Source organism: Gardnerella piotii (assembly GCF_003397585.1).
Lineage (GTDB): Bacteria > Actinomycetota > Actinomycetes > Actinomycetales > Bifidobacteriaceae > Bifidobacterium > Bifidobacterium piotii.
This window is the reverse complement of record NZ_QJUV01000001.1, coordinates 820,742-837,926: the sequence shown is the minus strand read 5'-3', so window position 1 is coordinate 837,926 and position 17,185 is coordinate 820,742. Positions and strand designations below refer to the sequence as shown.

The window sequence follows — 17,185 nt, the reverse complement described above, 5'->3', positions numbered from 1 at the left end:
AATTTCCTTAAAACTTGCTAAAAATAAAATTTCAATACTAATACTATTGCGAATAATAAAATATTGGGGCACTTTTATGCCCCAATATTTCTACGCACGCCAAGCTTCTTGAGCAATATTACGAATAGAATCAATTGCTTGAGCTGGGCTACTTGCTCCGTAAACTGCAGAGCCAGCAACAAGAACATCTGCTCCAGCTTGTGCAACAGTTGCAGCAGTAGATGGGCTAACACCGCCGTCAACCTGAATATGCGTGCTTAGTCCGCGGCGCGTAATCTCATCGCGTAAGCGGCGAACCTTGTTCATTTGATTGCTTAAGAACTTTTGACCACCAAAACCAGGCTCTACAGTCATAATAAGAACCATGTCGAACTCGTCTAAAATATCAAAAATAGGCTCAACTGGCTCAGCTGGGCGAACCGCAAAGCAAGCTTTGCAACCCATATCTCTAAGCTGACGAGCAAGGCGCACAGGAGCGTGAGTTGCACCCATGTGGAAGCTAACAGAATCAGCCCCGAGCTTAGCGTATTCTGGTGCCCAACGGTCTGGATCCTCAATCATCAAATGAACATCTACAGGAAGATTAGTAACTTCGCAAATGCGCTTTACAATCGGCTCCCCCAAAGTCAAATTTGGTACAAAATGATGATCCATAACATCAACATGAACAAGATCAGCGTTGGAAATTGCTATAAGATCTCTTTCAAGATTGCAAAAATCTGCAGAAAGAATGCTAGGTGCTATTTGTATATTCATGTGTTCCATTCTAAGAAAAGCAAGCGACTAGAAAAGCAAAATCTAGCTAAATCTAACTATTTAACTTAGATTCCTCTTTCGCTTCGTTTTTGGAAACCATTTTTGCTTTGGATTGAAGTTCACGCTCACGCTCGTATGCTGTAATGTCAATCAAGCGGTTCACAAGATTTGCTCGCGATTTTTTACTATTTTGCAAAATAACAAAAACAATAATCGAAGCAATAAAAATTGCAATCGACACCCAAACGTTAATTCTTACTCCAAGGAAAGTGTGTGAAAAATCAATACGTAAAGCTTCAATCCACATTCTTCCAGCTGTATACCACATTACGTAAAGAACAAACTCGGAACCAGACTTAAGCTTGCTTTTAAGCGCTTTGCTAAAGCATATAAGCAAAGCAGCGCCTGCAAAATTCCAAAGCATCTCGTACAAGAACGTTGGATGGAAAAGTGTGCCTTCTGGGCATGTAAGACCGTCGTAGCATCTTTCAGCGTGACCAATTGCATTTGATGCCGAATAATTAAGTTTTAATCCCCATGGAAGTTTTGTAGGAGCGCCATAAAGTTCTTGATTAAACCAATTGCCTAAACGCCCTATTCCTTGAGCTACAAGCAATGCAGGAGCTGCACAATCAGCAAGTAGGCTTATAGGATATTTTCTGTACGCGCAAAATGCGCTAGCAGCCAAAGATCCGAGTATCACTCCGCCCCAGATTCCAAGTCCACCATTCCAAATCCTAAAAATTTCTAGAAAATCGCCATTTGCGCCAAAAAACTTCTCTGGAGTTGTAATAACGTGATATAGACGCGCGCCAACAATTCCCATAGGAAGGCTTACAAGAGCTATATCTAAAATTTGGTTAAAATCTCCACCTTCTCGCTTCCATCTGCGATTTGCAATCCAAATTGCAACTAGTGCTCCAGCAAGAATCGAAAGCGCATAAAATCTTAATGTAATAGGTCCGAATGTAATTTGAGAAATACTTGGACTAGGAATAGCGCAAATTGTCATATTCTTTACTTTCCTTTATTTTCTTTTACTTTCAACAAAACATAAGGACTTTTGTTAAAACGTTTAATTGGTAAAAACTAATATTAGAATCCAACTGCTTTGATTAAGGCCATTAAAACTGGCGCGCACAGCAAGATTGAGTCCACTCTATCTAGAACACCGCCATGACCTTTAAGCAAATGACCCATGTCTTTAATGCCAATATCTCGTTTAAGCATAGATGCGCACAAATCACCAAAAGTTCCAACAATTCCAGACAAAATGCCCATAACAGCAGGCATCCACCAGAATTTAATCCAAGATGTTCCATAGAATCCAGCAACAATCGCGTAAGCTCCGATTAGTGCAAGAAGCATAGATCCTATAAGTCCTTCAACAGACTTTTTTGGAGATATTCGTGGAGAAAGCTTATGTTTACCTAACCATGCTCCAGCAAAAAGTCCGCCTGTATCGCTTAAAGCAGGTAAAAATATAAGTAGCATTGCGTGCGCTACAGCTTGTTTAGAATCAGCTATAGATAAAATAATGCAAGAAGCAAGAAGAGGAATATACAACACTACAAACAGCGAAACAGCTGTATTAGTAAAAGTACTAGCTTTTGGGCTTTTAGAAGTTGCATGCTGTAGTTTCTTTTCTACAGCACGCATAGTTCTTTTAGATACAGTGCTATTTAGAGTTGCAAAAATAACAGTTAAAATAAGCGAGGCTGTTATTCCACTTGCCATTGCAACTGCATGCCACTTTGCGTAGAAGGTTGAAAAAATCGTAATAACCGAGCAAATAGACAGTATAGCAAAAGGAATCCTAAACCCCGCTGTAGCAAAGTCAACGTGCAATTCCCACAATGCAAGAAGCATAAAAACAGTTAAAAGAACAACAAAAGCATCTATACTTACAAGAAGACATGCCACAATTACAGCAATCAGCAGCACTGCAGTTGCAATAGCTTGTGGCATGTTCCTGCCAGTTCGCTTGTTTATATCTGTTAAAGCTTCATAAGCATCGTTTGTAGCATTTGAATCCAAAGAATCAAACCTCCATGATTTCCTTCTGCTTGCCTTCTAGCAAAGCATCTAAGGAATCGGTAACTTGCTTAGTTACTTTATCTAGTTCTTTTTGCAAGCGATCGCCTTCATCTTCGCCAATTTCGCCATCTTTAACAGACTTATCAATGCTTTCTTTAGTCTTGCGACGAATATTTCTAACAGCAACCTTGCCTTCTTCTGCCTTGGTCTTAGCAAGCTTTACGTATTCCTTACGTCTATCTTCAGTAAGCTCTGGCATTGTAACGCGAATAACATTGCCATCTCTGTTAGGGCTAACACCCAAATCTGAATCGCGAATAGCTTTTTCAACAGCATTTGCTTGCGATGCGTCAAAAGGAGTAACAGAAAGAGTTCTTGGCTCTGGAACGCCAATAGAAGCTACAGCCTTAATAGGAGTTGGAGCACCATAATAGTCAACCATAATGCCATTAAGAAGAGCAGGATTAGCTCGACCAGTCCTAATGCCCATAAAGTTTTCTTTTGTAGCTTCAACAGACTTGTTCATTTGTTCAAGAGCCTGATCAATAATAGCTGGCATGTGTTCTCCTTTATTGGTATTAGTTGTGCCAATTAAAATTCTATTTATAAATTTTGTGATTGTTAAATTTTACGTTGTTAAGTTATTGCCTAATTTGCATGTTTTATTTATTGATGATTTATTTATTGGTGATTATTCACTAATATTTCATCTATTAAGCAAACGTAGGCTCGTCGTTAGAAACCAAAGTTCCAATTTGATCTCCGACTAATGCACGAGTAACGTTTCCTTCTCCTTCTAAGCCAAATACGCGAATCTTTTGGTTGTTGTCTCTAGCCATAGAAAGCGCAGAAGCGTCCATAACAGCAAGACCATCAACAAGCGCGCGATGGTAATTAAGAGTGAGGAATTTTTTAGCATTAGGATCTTTACGAGGATCTGCACTATAAACTCCGTCAACGCCATTCTTGCCCATTAAAACTTCATCGCAATGAATCTCTAAAGAACGCTGAATAGAAACGGTATCGGTTGAAAAATAAGGCATGCCAGCGCCTGCACCAAAAATCACAACTCGGCCTTTTTCTAAGTGTCGAATTGCTTTAAGTGGAATGTAAGGCTCAGCAACTTGACCCATTGTTATAGCAGTTTGAACGCGAGTTGCCTGCCCTGCTTGTTCAAGAAAATCTTGCAAAGCTAAGCAATTCATAACAGTTCCAAGCATACCCATGTAATCGCCGCGACTACGATCGATGCCAGCTTGTTGAAGCTCTGCACCGCGGAAGAAGTTTCCGCCGCCAACAACAATTGCAACTTGCACGCCTTCATGCACTGCTTTTACAATCTCGCCAGCAATTCTACGAATAACATGAGTATCTATACCAACGGCGCCACCGCCAAATGCTTCTCCCGAGAGTTTCAATAAAACTCTACGAGACTTGCTTTCCCCCGCTTGTGCGATAGTCATAAAACTTTCCTCCAGTCATAACGGCGAACGCAAGCATATCTTTGCTATGATATCTTTCAATAACGACACATCACAACACGATTTTTAACATGATTGTGTCGATTTTTATCGATTTTTATTTTGAACATGTTTAGTCGTGTTTTAGTAAATACTAAAAAGCGTTTTGTTCAAACGAATAAAATCAAACGAATAAAATCAAACGAATAAAAATAGCGCAATAGGCGGAATCAAACCCATTGCGCTATCAATCCATGATTAATCTAAAAGTTAAGATTAATCATGCTTTTTATTATTTTTATCTTGGTTAGTATTTTGACCATCTTCTAGATTCTCGTCACCTGTTTCTAGATGATGCTCATCGTAGCCTTGCAAGTAACGCGTACGACGCCAATGGTGAATAGAAGCGTTTGTACCGCGGTGATGCACGTGGTACTTTCTAGGAGTTCCACCATGTGGCAGCTCTTTAACTTCCTTAGCAACAGCAATCTGATTCACGTTAGAAGGATCCATAATTGCGATTGGTGCAACAGGTTCTGGCTCTGTTGGAGCTGCAGTTCTGCTACTAAGCTTTGATGGAAGCCATTCAGCAAACCAAGAAAGCGCCCAGCAAATCAAGAAGTATACAACTGCAGCAACAGTCAAAGTTTGCAAAATGTTAAAGTACATTGATCCAAGTCGTCTAGATTCTTGAAGCAAATCAGTGTACATAATTATGGAACCCAATGCAGTATCTTTTAACACAACAACAAGCTGAGTTACAGCTGCAGGAAGCATTGCGATTATTGCTTGCGGCATTTCGATTTGTGTTAAAGATTGATATTGCGAAAGTCCAAGAGCTAAAGATGCTTCGCGCTGACCATTAGGGAGATTTCCAACTCCAGATCGAACTAACTCTGCAACAACAGAACCGTTGTACAAAATCAAAGACAAAACAACAGCCCAATAAGACGCTCCACTTATTCCAGCAAATGCAAATCCTCGCCAAAGGAAGATCATAAGCAAAAGCACTGGTACAGCTCGGCAAAACTCAACGACAACTGCAGAAATGCTACGAAGAATCAAGCTAGGCAATAGTCTTAAAAGACCAAATAAGAGTCCAAAAACTATTGAGCCTACAACAGCAAGAAGTGAAGCTTTAAGAGTCATCCACAATCCTGGAAGATAAAAATCGCTCCAAGCTTCCGATTCTACAGCTGGATTCCACAATGCCCACGAAAGCTGGTTCTCGCCTTCTGGAGGATTGCTAAGTCTTAAAAGCAAAGCAATAACAAAAAGCGCAAACACAACGCATGCAATAATATTTGCAATACGAATCTTCTTTAGAGCCTTAGGTCCAGGCGCATCAAATAACAGAGATTTTTCTTGTTCTTTTGCCATTTTTATCACCTTCTAACCGCAAGCTTATTAGACAAATAAGTTGTGAGAATACCGATTGGAATAATCAAAACAATGTATCCGCACGCAAAAATCAAAAAGATTGGAACAATCAAATCTGCGTGCCTTTCAATCATCTCGCTCATAAGAGTAGATGTTTCTGTAGCAACAGATGCAGCAGCGGCAACAGTGGAATTTTTGAGCAACGCAATAAACGTGTTTCCAAGTGGTGCTACAGATCCGCAGAAAGTTTGAGGCAAAATCACACTAAAAGCCGATTGGAAGAAGTTAAGTCCAAGCGCCCTACATGCTTCTGCCTGACCCAAAGGTACAGTGTTTAAGCCAGATCTTAAAGATTCGCAAACAAATGCTGCAGTGTAAAAACTCAAGCCAGCAATTGCAAGCCAGAAGAAGTTTACGCTAAAAACAGTGGAAAAACCGAGCTTTAGCTGTGCATACACGCCAAGAACCATAAAAACCATGATTATAGTTAGAGGCATATTCTTAAAGAACTCAACGTATGCGCTTGCAATAATGCGAAGCGAATGAATTGGACAAATCCTCATCATAACTAGAATCACGCCAAGAATCGTGGAAAAAAGCACGCTCCACAATGTGATTTCAATATTCACTAAGAATGCTCCTGGAATATTGTATGAGGTAAATAATTGCACAAAGTCTTGCATTTTACTCCTCCCCCTCTTCTGGTACTGGCGGATTATACTTTGCGTTTGGCTTAAAACCAGTTCCGCGCATGTTATCGTCTAAAGCTCTTTTCCATGAACCATTTTTAATCATGTCTTTAAGAGCAGCATTAATGCGCTTAGCTAGCTTAGTGTTTCCTTTTTTAATGCCAATTCCGTAGTGTTCTTCGGTAAATGGCTTACCAACAAGCTTTAGTCTGCCTCTAGATGCTGTAGCAAGACCAGCGAGAATAATATCGTCTGTTGTAACAGCGTCTACGATTCCAGAGAATAATGCTGTTGCGCACTCTGCATAGCCAGGCTGTTGCATAAGTTGAACTTTTGAAGAGTATTTCTCTTTAATAACTATTGCAGACGTTGAGCCAGTTACGGAGCATAAGCGCTTTCCATCTAAATCGTCTGGACCGCTTACTTTATGCTCGTCTTTACGAACCAATAAATCTTGACCAGCAATAAAATATGGTCCTGCAAAAGAAACAGCGTTTTTTCTGGCATCTGTTATGGAATATGTTGCAACAATCATATCTACATCGCCATTTTGAAGCATTGCTTCGCGCTGTTTTGAAGGCGATTCCTTCCAAACAATCCTATCTTCGGAGTAACCCAACTTTTTGGCAACATACTTTGCAACGTCTACATCAAAACCAACGTAGGTTCCAGACTTTTTGAAACCAAGACCAGGCTGATCAAACTTAATACCAATGCGTATTACGTTACTGCGATTATCGCTACTGCAAGCGCTAAGCGGGAAAACGCAGCACAATACGCAAACCATAGATAAAATTGCGCGATATGTATGCCTGAATCCCAGTCTACAACGCTTACACTTAAGAGCAATATTGTGTAAATATTTCATAGCTACCTCTTAAAGACTTAAAAATCGATATTAATGATTTCAATTAAGAATCAAATTAATGAGTCAAAATCTTTGAAAGGAAGTCTTTTGCTCTATCTGTCTTTGGATTCTCAAAGAACTCTTCTGGCGTATTTTGCTCAAGAATACGACCATCTGCCATAAACACGATTTTGTCTGCAGCTTTACGCGCAAAGCCCATCTCGTGAGTAACGCAAATCATTGTCATACCTTCTTTTGCAAGCTCAACCATAACATCAAGAACTTCGTTAACCATTTCTGGATCAAGCGCAGATGTAGGCTCATCAAAAAGCATAACCTTTGGGTGCATTGCAAGCGCGCGAGCAATTGCCACTCGCTGCTGCTGACCTCCAGAAAGCTGAGAAGGCATCTTGTTTGCTTGATTATCTACACCAACTCTAGCAAGAAGATCCATTGCTAAACTTTCCGCTTCTTGCTGTTCCATATGGCGAACCTTAATAGGAGCAAGCGTAACGTTTTCTAGAATTGTCTTGTTTGCAAAAAGATTAAAAGATTGGAACACCATTCCAACTTCCGCACGCAATGCAGCAAGTTCTTTTCCTTCTTGAGGAAGAGGCTTACCATCAATGCGAATATCTCCAGAGTCGATTGTTTCAAGACGATTAATCGTCCTGCACATTGTTGACTTGCCAGAACCAGAAGGTCCAATAATAACAAGCACTTCGCCTTTATTAACTGTTAAGTTAATATCTTTCAAAACGTGAAGCTTGCCATAATGTTTTTCAACATGGCTAAGTTCCACCAATGGCTGTGCTACTTTTTTTGTGTTGTTTAATTTAGTATCCATAAAAAGGATTCTAATGTTCTTGTGTTACATGCGTTTATCGTAATAGTTACTTTTAACCACCTATAAAGTTACGAAAAACATTAAAAATGATACAAAAATGTTAATTTTACTTAAAAAAATGCCGTTAAGCCTTGATTTTGGTTTAGTTAACCAAACGACTTAACGGCATATATGAATATTAATTCTTGTTTAACGCTTGCGACTATTCGTCTTCTTCTGGATCGTAATCAACGCCAGTTTCTGCACGCTGTTCAGCAGAGATTGGAGCAGGAGCGCCAGTTAGAGGATCGCGGCCGCCGCCAGCCTTAGGGAAGGCGATTACGTCGCGAATCGAGCTTGCACCTGCCAAAATTGCAGCAGTACGATCCCAGCCCAAAGCAATACCAGCGTGAGGTGGAGCACCATACTTAAACGCTTCAAGCAAGAATCCAAACTTTTCTTCTGCCTCTGCTTTGTCGATTCCAAGAACGTCAAGCACACGGTCTTGAATATCATCGCGATGAATACGAACAGAGCCGCCGCCCATCTCGTTTCCGTTGCAAACAATGTCGTAAGAATCGCTCATTGCATGCTCTGGGTCTTTATCGAACTTGTCAATCCAATCAGCAGATGGCATTGTAAATGGATGATGCATAGAAGTCCACTTTGAGTGGCCAACTGCAACATCGTCATCGTCTGGATCATCCGTTCGCTTAAACAGTGGGAAGTCAACAACCCAAGTAAACGCAAACTCATCTGGGTGAAGCAATCCTGCGCGGCTAGCAAGCTCTACACGAACTGCACCAAGCAAAAGCTGAGAAGATTCGCGGCCTCCTGCTGCAAAGAACACAGCATCGCCATCTTGCGCACCAACAGCTTCCTTAAGTCCTGCACGCTCTTCTTCACTAAGATTCTTAGCAACAGGGCCTTTAAGCTCGCCATCTTCGCCAAAGACTACATAAGCCAAACCCTTAGCACCGCGCTGCTTAGCCCAATCCTGCCATGCGTCAAACTGACGACGAGGAGTTTCGGCACCGCCCTTAAAGAGCACAGCGCCAACATAAGGAGCTTGGAACACGCGGAATGGAGTGTTCTTAAAGAAGTCAGTCAACTCAATAAGTGGGTTTCCAAAACGCAAATCAGGCTTATCGGAACCGTACTTATCCATTGCTTCTTGCCAAGTAATTCTAGGCAAAGGAAGAGTGATTTCGTGGCCTGCTTCCTTCCAAATAGCAGCGATAACGCGCTCTGCCATAGCCATAACATCTTCTTGGCTTGCAAAGCTCATTTCCATATCGAGCTGAGTGAACTCAGGCTGACGATCTGCACGGAAGTCTTCATCGCGATAGCAACGAGCAAGCTGATAGTAGCGCTCAACACCAGAAACCATAAGCAACTGCTTTAAAAGCTGAGGAGACTGTGGAAGAGCGTACCAAGAGCCTGGAACCAAGCGTGCTGGAACAACAAAGTCGCGAGCGCCTTCTGGAGTGGACTTAATAAACGTTGGTGTTTCTACCTCAGTAAAGTCCATATCTTCCAAAGCGTGGCGAGCAGCCTTAGCCATATTAGAGCGGAGCTTTAGATTACGCTGCATAGATGGACGGCGTAAATCAAGATAACGGTACTTCAAACGTACGTCTTCGCTAGGAAGCTTGTTTTCGGACTCGTTTTCCAAAGCTGTAGAAACTTGGAATGGTAATGCATCGGACTTAGCGAGAATTGTTACTTTATTTGCAACGATTTCGATTTTTCCTGTTGCTAAATGGTCATTTTCATTGCCATCTGGACGCAAGCGAACTTCGCCAGTAACTTGCACAACAAACTCGCTTCGCAATGGTCGCGCAGTTTCTTCATCGTAAATAACAACTTGCACTAAGCCAGTGTTGTCTCGAACGTCTACAAAGGCAACGCCACCGTGGTCGCGGCGACGATCAACCCAACCAGCAATGGTTACGTTTTGTCCAACTAATGTCTCAGTCACTTCAACGGCATGGTGTGTGCGATACGCCGTCTGGCTCATAAGTCCACTTCCTTGTTTGAATAATTTTGTTAATTTTTGTTTTGACTTTAATAGTTTACCGCATGAATCGCGCTTTCAAATATTAAAATCTTAAAAAGCAAATTGCAAATCTTAAATCTTAAAAGTAAATTGCAATTATTGAGCGCAAGAAACAGTTTGATGTGCATATGCGTCATCTGGCTGCCAAGACATAACGTCTGCGCAAACTTGCTCTCCCGTAATAATGTTTTTTACTTCGTCTTTGCTGGATTCAGAATCTGTGCTATCTGCTGGGAACCAAACGTAAGGAATGCCCAACTTATCTGCATACTTGATTTGTTTACCAAGCTTTGCAGCACTTGGAGATACGTCTGTTGCGATTCCTCTAGAGCGAAGCTTTTGAGCAATCTGATTACAAGATGGCCTATCTTCCTCATTCCAAACTGCAACCAAAACTGCAGCAGGAGAAACGCGTGAAACTGTAGCTCCAGACGTGTGAAGCATGTAAGAAAGCAAGCGCGAAAGTCCTATAGAAAGACCTACTCCTGGATACTTTTTGTTTCCTTGAGAAACAAGATTGTCGTATCTTCCACCAGAGCAGATTGACCCCAAGGATTCAGCGCCTTCTAAGAATGTCTCGTAGACTGAGCCAGTGTAGTAATCCAAGCCGCGCGCAATCTTCAAATCAGCAACAACAGATCCTGGACGAATTTTTGACGCATCGTCTACAATCATCGCAAGCGTTTCTACGCCTTCAATCGCTAATGCGTAAGATTCATTGCTGGCATCCCTAGAAATATTGTTTTTATCGCATAAAGCGTTGAATTTAGTCTTTAATTCTTCTCCGCTATTTGCGCTAAGCTCTGCAAGCTCTAAGCATGCTGCAGCTTGAGAATCCGTAGCTTTGCATTCTTTTACAAGAAGATTTGCAACTTCTTTTGCGCCAATCTTATCTAGCTTATCGATTTCTCGAAGAACACCTTCAATATCACTTAAGCCAATTCCTCTATAAAAGCCTTCGGACAGCTTGCGATTATTTGCGTGAACAGTGGCTTTTGGCAAGCCAAACTCACGCAAACGCTCAAGTGCTTCTACCATAACAAGTGGAAGCTCCACTTCGTAGTGAGATGGCAAGTCGCCATTTCCTACAACGTCAATATCTGCTTGAACGAACTCACGGAAACGTCCTTCTTGTGGACGCTCTCCACGCCAAACTTTTTGCATTTGCCAACGCTTAAATGGGAATGCTAAATCGCCAGTGTGTTCAACAACATACCTGCTAAGAGGAACTGTTAAATCAAAGTGCAATCCAATGCGATTTTCAACTGGAGTGTCGCTTTCGTGACCCACTTCTTGCAATCTAGATAAAAGATATATTTCTTTGCTAGTTTCACCCTTTTTTAACAAGCTTGAACCCTGCTCAACAGCACGAGTTTCAATGCCTATAAAACCATTTAATTCAAATACTTCCCGCAATGTGTCCATAACACGCTGCTCAACAGCGCGCTCGCTTGGAAGCCACTCCGGAAAACCAGATATTGATGAGCCTTGTACCATGTCCACTATAATAGGTTATGTTACGGAAAAATCATGGCTTACCGTCATACTTATTCGTAACACTATTACCGTGCATATGCTCTAAGGAGTCGTCCCGTGACCGAACAGACTAAACCTATAGAAACTACTAAACAAGCTACCCCAAAGCCGCATGCTCCTTCGCCTGCAAGCTTAGCAAATAAAGCTCGCGTTGTTGCTGCTGTTCCAGCTATCTCATATAGCGAAGAAGACGTTAAAGGCGCAAAAACCTTTGGGCGTGTTGATGAAAATGGAAATGTGTATGTTCGAGAAGCTGGTGGAGAACGCGAAGTAGGGCAATACTCTACTGGCACTCCAGAAGACGCTTTGACTTTCTACGTACACCGTTATCTTGACTTAAAAATCAAGCTTGATCTTTTTGAAAAAAGACTTGAATCTTCTAACGTAAGGCCAAAGGAAATTGACGAAACCTTAGCTACTTTAGATGCGGAGCTTAAGGAGCCATCTGTTGTTGGAGATCTTGCCGCTTTAAGCTCGCGACACGCCGAGCTAAAAACTAAAGCTGCATCTAAAAAAGAAGAACTCGCTAAAGCTCGCAAAGCAGAATTAGAAAAAGCTCTTAAAGATCGCACAGCAATTGTTGAACAGGCAGAAGCGCTTGTTCAACAAATGGGCGAGTCTACAAACTGGCGCTCGCTTTCCGATAAGCTTCGTTCGCTGTTCGATAAGTGGCAGCAGCATCAGCGCACTACAATTCACTTAAACAAGGCGGATGCGGATGCTCTTTGGCAGCGTTTTTCCAAGGCTCGCTCCGCATTCTCTCAAGCTCGCTCTGCTTGTGTTAAAGAGCGAGACAATGAGCGCAATAGTGCTAAAGAGATTAAGGAAGCAATCATAAAAGAAGCAGAAAGCCTAAAGGACTCTACTCAATGGCGTGAAACTTCAATGAAGTTTAATGCTTTGATGGACCGCTGGAAGAAGGCTGGAAATGCTGGACGTCAACACGACGACGAATTGTGGACTAAGTTCCGCGAAGCTGCAGATGCTTTCTACCATGCTCGTCAAGAAGATAGAGAAAAGATGAGTGCTGGCGAAAAAGAAAATCTTAGCAAGAAGGAAGCATTACTAGTTAAAGCAGAAGCTCTTGTTCCTGTTAAAGACGAAGAAGCCGCTAAAGCTGCTCGCAAAGCATTGTCTGAGATTCAAGAAGAGTGGGACAAGATTGGCTTTGTTCCACGCGAAGATATGCGCAGAATTGAATCTCGCTTGAACGATGTAGACAAGAAGATTAAGGCTGTTGAAGACGCTGCTTGGAAAGATGCAGACCCAGAAGCAGATGCTCGCAAATCTAGTTTTGCTGCTCAATTAAAGGCTCAACTCGAAGAGCTTGAGTCTAAGATTGCAAGCGAAAAAGATGCAAAGCGTAAATCTAAGCTACAAGCAGAAAAAGCAACTAAAGAACAGTGGCTTAACGCTATTAAGTAGTTTGGCTTATAAAGCAAAGCATTAATCAAAGCATATTGCAAATAAGGCTGCTTGACGAAAAGTCAAGTGGCCTCATTTTTTATCGATTAATCGATTAATGATTTTGCAAGACTAACAAATGTATTCGCTAATTGAGTGTTTGCTAGTTTGCCATCTTTTGTAAGAACAGCAGGTCTGCCCGATTCTCCAATTTCTCTAATACTTGTGTCTAACGGAATTTGAGCAAGAAGAGGAACACTCTTACCAAGAGCTTTGCAAAGCTGATCGCTCACGCGCTTTCCGCCTCCCGAACCAAAGATTTCTAGGCGTGCTCCATTATTATCAAACCAACTCATATTTTCTACAACACCGCGCACATTAACTGGAATTTGCAAAGCCATAAGCCCAGCTCTAACAGCAACATCCGAAGCGCTAGGTTGAGGTGTTGTAACAACAACAAGCTCCACATTCGGCAATGATTGTGCAACAGCTAAAGCCATATCTCCTGTTCCAGGAGCCAAATCTAAAAGAAGCACGTCTGGATCTGCCCACCAAACATCGCATAAAAATTGCTCAAGAGAACGTTGCAAACGAGGTCCCCTCCACAAAATCGCGCGATCTGTTCCAGCAAACATTCCAATAGAAATCAGCTTAACTCCCCAAGCTTCAACTGGCATAAGCATGCCGTTCAGATTAGTCGGTTGAGTTGTAATTCCAAACATGCGAGGTAATGAAAAACCATAAACATCTGCATCTATTGCTGCTGTTTTGTAGCCAAGAGATGCAAAAGTGGCAGCTAAATTAGCTGTTATAGAAGACTTTCCAACTCCGCCTTTTCCAGATGCAATAGCAAAAATCCTTGTTTTAACGCCATTTTTATTGAACGGATTTTCTTTACGCTCCTCTTTTAAATCCGAAACAAGCTTTGCAAGCTTATCTTTGCTCATAGAGCTTACGTTTACTGTTGGAATAAGCGTTGCATTTGGGTACTTTGCTACAACTGATTGAACTCTTTGCGTAATAACTTGAGCTAATGGGCAGTCTGGAACAGTAAGCTCAATATCTATAGAAACGCTATAAGTTGGATTATGATTATTTGATTCGCATGATTTTTCGCATGATTTTTCACTTACGCGAACGCCCGTAACCATGTTTAATTCGGTAACAGAACGCCCTAATTCTGGATCAATCACACTACCCAATAAGTCGTAAATACGAGTTTCCAATTCAACAAGATTATTACTCATGTTTTTACAATTCACTTTGCGAATCAAGTGTAATATCGTTTTTTAGTGCAGATTCAACACTACCTGTTTTAAGTAAAATCTTAAATTGATTCTCGTTCAACATTGGTATGCCAAGTTCTTCTGCTTTAGCTTCTTTAGATCCAGCATTTGCTCCAACAATCACACAATACGTTTTTTTACTAACAGAAGATGCAGCTTTTCCGCCTCTAGATACAATAGCTTCTTTAGCAGAATCTCGTGTGAAATCTTCTAAAGACCCTGTAACAACAACAGTTTTGCCATTAAGCGTTTGCTCAAGATTATTGGATTGTGCAGAATCGTTTCCAACAACTCCAGCTTCTTTCCATTTTCTTAAAACTTCGCTACGCCAATCGTTAGAATCTTTTGATTTTTCAAACCAATCGAAAACAGCTTGAGCAATTTCTGGACCAACGCCATCAATTTGAGTTAAATCCTCAATAGTCGCATTTGCAATATTCTCGATTGAGCCAAATCTTGCAGCTATAAGACGAGCTGTTGGCGGCCCAAGCCTGCGAATAGAAAGTGCCACTAGCACACGCCAAAGAGGCGCAGACTTACCTTTTTGAGCTATTTCTTCTAGCATTGCTCTTGTTGTTTCGCTAGGACGAGTGTATTCTGGCGCTTCAACTGTTTTAAGAATATTATTTACGCGAATTTTCTTTTCAACTAGCTTTGTTACGTAAGCATCTACAGGAACTTCAAACATTGGGTAGTTTGGGTTAAAAGATTCGTTAGACTCATCACTACTAAAGTCGTTAGAATTACTAGAGTCGTTAGAATCTTTAGAATCATCATTCGACTTTCTTCTAGTAGCTTCTAGAGGCCTAGTCCAAAAAGCTGAGACTTGCCTCCATAATCCACTTCCGCCAATCTTTTTAGATCGTTTTTTGAGTTTTCCGTCTTTTCCTACTTCTTCCCATTCTTCAACAAGCGGAATTTCCTTCCAAACTTTAACATTTCTTAAATCGTTAGCACTAAGGTTAAAAATATCGGCTTCGCTAGTAAGAACAGGAGTTTGAGGAGCAGGAAGATCGCAATTCGACTCTGGTAGAATCGGCGGATTAGAAGATCCACGCTCAACAACTATTTTGCTTATGCTTTTATCTTCAATATAAACTTTTGACGTTATTGGCCTAGAATCTTCTGGATTAGTTAGAGCAAGAGCGGATGCTTCGCCAAGATTTTCAATATCAAAAGCTTGTCTTGAAGCCAAGTTGATTATGCGCTCAGTCAGCTGAGCTGGGCAATTTTCTACATTAGGGCAGCGAATATCTTTGTCGCCTTCTTTTGTAGGAGCAAGTTTTGTTCCGCAAGATGGACAATACTCTGGCATAACGAATTTTTTCAATTCATTTTCTCTGCCATTTCTATATTTGAGCACAGGTCCAACTAATTCTGGAATAACATCTCCAGCTTTACGCACAACAACAGTATCTCCAATAAGTACGCCTTTATGCTCAACTTCGTATGGATTGTGCAAAGTTGTACGAGATATAGTGGAACCTGCAACAGTTACTGGCTCTAAAACAGCTACTGGAGTTACTCTTCCTGTTCTTCCAACTTGAACAATAATATCTTTTAAGCGCGTATTAACTTCTTCTGGCGGATACTTGTACGCAATCGCCCAACGCGGCGCTCTAGAAGTTGCACCAAGCTTTTTTTGCAATGCGCGATCATCTACTTTAACTACAATTCCATCTAGTGCATGAATAATAGTGTTTCTATGCTCACCATAGTAGTCAATCATGTCTTCTATTTGTTCAAAAGACGTAACCTTGCGAGTATATGGAGAAATAGGAACACCCCATTTTTTGTACAATTCGTAAGCGTCCGATTGGTTGAATGATGTTTGAGCATGAGCATTAGATTCGCCACCGCTTTGCGCTAAGTCCTTCCACTTTAGATTTCCTAATCCGTGTGCTATAAAACTCAAGCGCCTTGTAGATGTAATTCTAGGATCCTTTTGTCTTAAAGATCCTGCAGCCGCGTTTCTTGGATTTGCAAAAGCAGGCTTTCCTAAATCTTCTTGCTCAATGTTTAGCTTTCTAAAATCCGCCCACTTCATAAATACTTCACCGCGGATTTCCACAAATTCTGGAATATCGTCTGGATCTTCACCATGCAATTGCGTAGGAATTTCTTCGATTGTTCTTACGTTTAGCGATATGTCTTCTCCAGTAACACCGTCTCCTCGGGTTAGCCCTTGTTCCAAAGTTCCATTTCGATAAATAAGATTTAGCGCAAGACCATCGATTTTTACTTCGCATGTCATTGGCAGCGGCTTATTTTCGGGCCATTGCAAGTCTCGAATAATGCTGTTATACCAGGATTTTAATTCATCAATCGAAAAAACATCATCCAAGCTCATCATTCTTGAAGGGTGACGAACTGGTGCAAAATCGTTAGAAAAAGTTCCGCCAACTCTATGCGTTGGCGATTGAGGCGTGTCTAAAATCGGGAAAGTAGACTCAAGCGCGCTTAAAAATCGTATTCTTGCGTCGTAAGCTGCGTCGGAGCTTGTTGGAGAATCGTCAACATAGTATGCGATTTGATCTGCTTGCGCCCATGCAGCCAATTTTGCCCATAATCTTGCGCCTTGTTCTGTTGTTAAAAGCGAAGGATCAAGCTTAGCTAATTGCATTGCGTCCGAATCTGATGGCTCTAGCTTAGCAATCCAATTGTCAAAATCTGCGATTGAACTAAAAGTGTTAGACTCACTTAAATCACTTGTTACATCATGTGATTGCTTTGTGCTTTGAATCGTTGATGCAAATTTGCCATTAACGCTTGGCTCATTATTATTTTGTATATTTTCAACATTATTAACACTATCTAGATCATCAAAAAGTGACAATTGAGCACCGATTGAATGTTGCATTGAATCACCATTAGATGCAGCCATGAGTCTTCCCTTCAAAGCGTT

Annotated in this window: 14 protein-coding genes; 1 reads left to right on the top strand and 13 read right to left on the bottom strand. The window is 41.3% G+C overall.

Translation table 11 applies throughout. The features are described 5' to 3' along the window. Positions 1–90 precede the first annotated feature (90 nt). The 11 genes from rpe to hisS all read right to left on the bottom strand — a co-directional run bounded on the left by rpe (position 91) and on the right by hisS (position 11,551). Positions 91–756 carry a ribulose-phosphate 3-epimerase gene (gene rpe / locus D0T20_RS03745; protein WP_004130865.1) on the bottom strand — a complete coding sequence of 222 codons (666 nt, stop codon included), beginning with the start codon at positions 754–756 and terminating at the stop codon, positions 91–93. A gap of 52 nt (positions 757–808) precedes the next feature. Next, a complete protein-coding gene (gene lgt / locus D0T20_RS03740; protein ID WP_116438425.1) occupies positions 809–1,768 on the bottom strand; it encodes a prolipoprotein diacylglyceryl transferase in 960 nt (319 codons plus the stop codon). Between the two features lie 83 nt (positions 1,769–1,851). After that, on the bottom strand, positions 1,852–2,793 hold the full coding sequence (locus D0T20_RS03735; RefSeq protein ID WP_004130869.1) for a phosphatidate cytidylyltransferase: 942 nt from the start codon (positions 2,791–2,793) through the stop codon (positions 1,852–1,854). Between the two features lie 4 nt (positions 2,794–2,797). After that, positions 2,798–3,352 (bottom strand): ribosome recycling factor, encoded by a 555-nt coding sequence (gene frr, locus D0T20_RS03730; RefSeq protein ID WP_016635318.1) that lies wholly within the window; start codon positions 3,350–3,352, stop codon positions 2,798–2,800. Positions 3,353–3,506: 154 nt separating this feature from the next. Beyond that, positions 3,507–4,256: a UMP kinase gene (gene pyrH, locus D0T20_RS03725; RefSeq protein WP_016635319.1), complete on the bottom strand. Its 750-nt coding sequence runs from the start codon at positions 4,254–4,256 to the stop codon at positions 3,507–3,509. A 273-nt stretch (positions 4,257–4,529) separates the two neighbouring features. After that, a complete protein-coding gene (locus D0T20_RS03720) occupies positions 4,530–5,633 on the bottom strand; it encodes an amino acid ABC transporter permease (RefSeq protein WP_020973583.1) in 1,104 nt (367 codons plus the stop codon). 5 nt (positions 5,634–5,638) lie between these two features. Continuing rightward, entirely contained in the window at positions 5,639–6,316 is a 678-nt protein-coding gene (locus tag D0T20_RS03715; RefSeq protein WP_016792042.1) for an ABC transporter permease subunit, read from the bottom strand. Position 6,317: 1 nt separating this feature from the next. Beyond that, positions 6,318–7,190 carry a glutamate ABC transporter substrate-binding protein gene (locus D0T20_RS03710; protein ID WP_032815674.1) on the bottom strand — a complete coding sequence of 291 codons (873 nt, stop codon included), beginning with the start codon at positions 7,188–7,190 and terminating at the stop codon, positions 6,318–6,320. 55 nt (positions 7,191–7,245) lie between these two features. Beyond that, complete coding sequence (locus tag D0T20_RS03705) at positions 7,246–8,016, bottom strand: amino acid ABC transporter ATP-binding protein (RefSeq protein WP_004137994.1); 771 nt, start codon at positions 8,014–8,016, stop codon at positions 7,246–7,248. Positions 8,017–8,218: 202 nt separating this feature from the next. Then, entirely contained in the window at positions 8,219–10,015 is a 1,797-nt protein-coding gene (gene aspS / locus D0T20_RS03700) for an aspartate--tRNA ligase (RefSeq protein ID WP_116438424.1), read from the bottom strand. Between the two features lie 135 nt (positions 10,016–10,150). After that, positions 10,151–11,551 carry a histidine--tRNA ligase gene (gene hisS, locus D0T20_RS03695; protein WP_116438423.1) on the bottom strand — a complete coding sequence of 467 codons (1,401 nt, stop codon included), beginning with the start codon at positions 11,549–11,551 and terminating at the stop codon, positions 10,151–10,153. 96 nt (positions 11,552–11,647) lie between these two features. On the opposite strand from hisS, the gene D0T20_RS03690 reads away from it, so the two are divergent. Next, complete coding sequence (locus D0T20_RS03690; RefSeq protein WP_116438422.1) at positions 11,648–13,015, top strand: DUF349 domain-containing protein; 1,368 nt, start codon at positions 11,648–11,650, stop codon at positions 13,013–13,015. 86 nt (positions 13,016–13,101) lie between these two features. On the opposite strand, the gene D0T20_RS03685 is transcribed toward D0T20_RS03690, so the two are convergent. Both D0T20_RS03685 and ligA read right to left on the bottom strand, forming a co-directional pair. Further along, complete coding sequence (locus tag D0T20_RS03685) at positions 13,102–14,241, bottom strand: Mrp/NBP35 family ATP-binding protein (protein WP_116438421.1); 1,140 nt, start codon at positions 14,239–14,241, stop codon at positions 13,102–13,104. 4 nt (positions 14,242–14,245) lie between these two features. Continuing rightward, the gene (gene ligA, locus D0T20_RS03680) at positions 14,246–17,164 is read right to left on the bottom strand and encodes an NAD-dependent DNA ligase LigA (protein ID WP_116438420.1); all 2,919 of its coding nucleotides are present in this window, start codon (positions 17,162–17,164) and stop codon (positions 14,246–14,248) included. Positions 17,165–17,185: the final 21 nt, after the last annotated feature.

Coding starts and splice junctions, on each gene's coding strand:
- rpe (WP_004130865.1), bottom strand. CDS start 756: ATGAATATACAAATAGCACCTAGCATTCTTTCTGCAGATTTTTGCAAT.
- lgt (WP_116438425.1), bottom strand. CDS start 1,768: ATGACAATTTGCGCTATTCCTAGTCCAAGTATTTCTCAAATTACATTC.
- frr (WP_016635318.1), bottom strand. CDS start 3,352: ATGCCAGCTATTATTGATCAGGCTCTTGAACAAATGAACAAGTCTGTT.
- pyrH (WP_016635319.1), bottom strand. CDS start 4,256: ATGACTATCGCACAAGCGGGGGAAAGCAAGTCTCGTAGAGTTTTATTG.
- D0T20_RS03720 (WP_020973583.1), bottom strand. CDS start 5,633: ATGGCAAAAGAACAAGAAAAATCTCTGTTATTTGATGCGCCTGGACCT.
- D0T20_RS03715 (WP_016792042.1), bottom strand. CDS start 6,316: ATGCAAGACTTTGTGCAATTATTTACCTCATACAATATTCCAGGAGCA.
- D0T20_RS03710 (WP_032815674.1), bottom strand. CDS start 7,190: ATGAAATATTTACACAATATTGCTCTTAAGTGTAAGCGTTGTAGACTG.
- D0T20_RS03705 (WP_004137994.1), bottom strand. CDS start 8,016: ATGGATACTAAATTAAACAACACAAAAAAAGTAGCACAGCCATTGGTG.
- aspS (WP_116438424.1), bottom strand. CDS start 10,015: ATGAGCCAGACGGCGTATCGCACACACCATGCCGTTGAAGTGACTGAG.
- hisS (WP_116438423.1), bottom strand. CDS start 11,551: ATGGTACAAGGCTCATCAATATCTGGTTTTCCGGAGTGGCTTCCAAGC.
- D0T20_RS03685 (WP_116438421.1), bottom strand. CDS start 14,241: ATGAGTAATAATCTTGTTGAATTGGAAACTCGTATTTACGACTTATTG.
- ligA (WP_116438420.1), bottom strand. CDS start 17,164: ATGGCTGCATCTAATGGTGATTCAATGCAACATTCAATCGGTGCTCAA.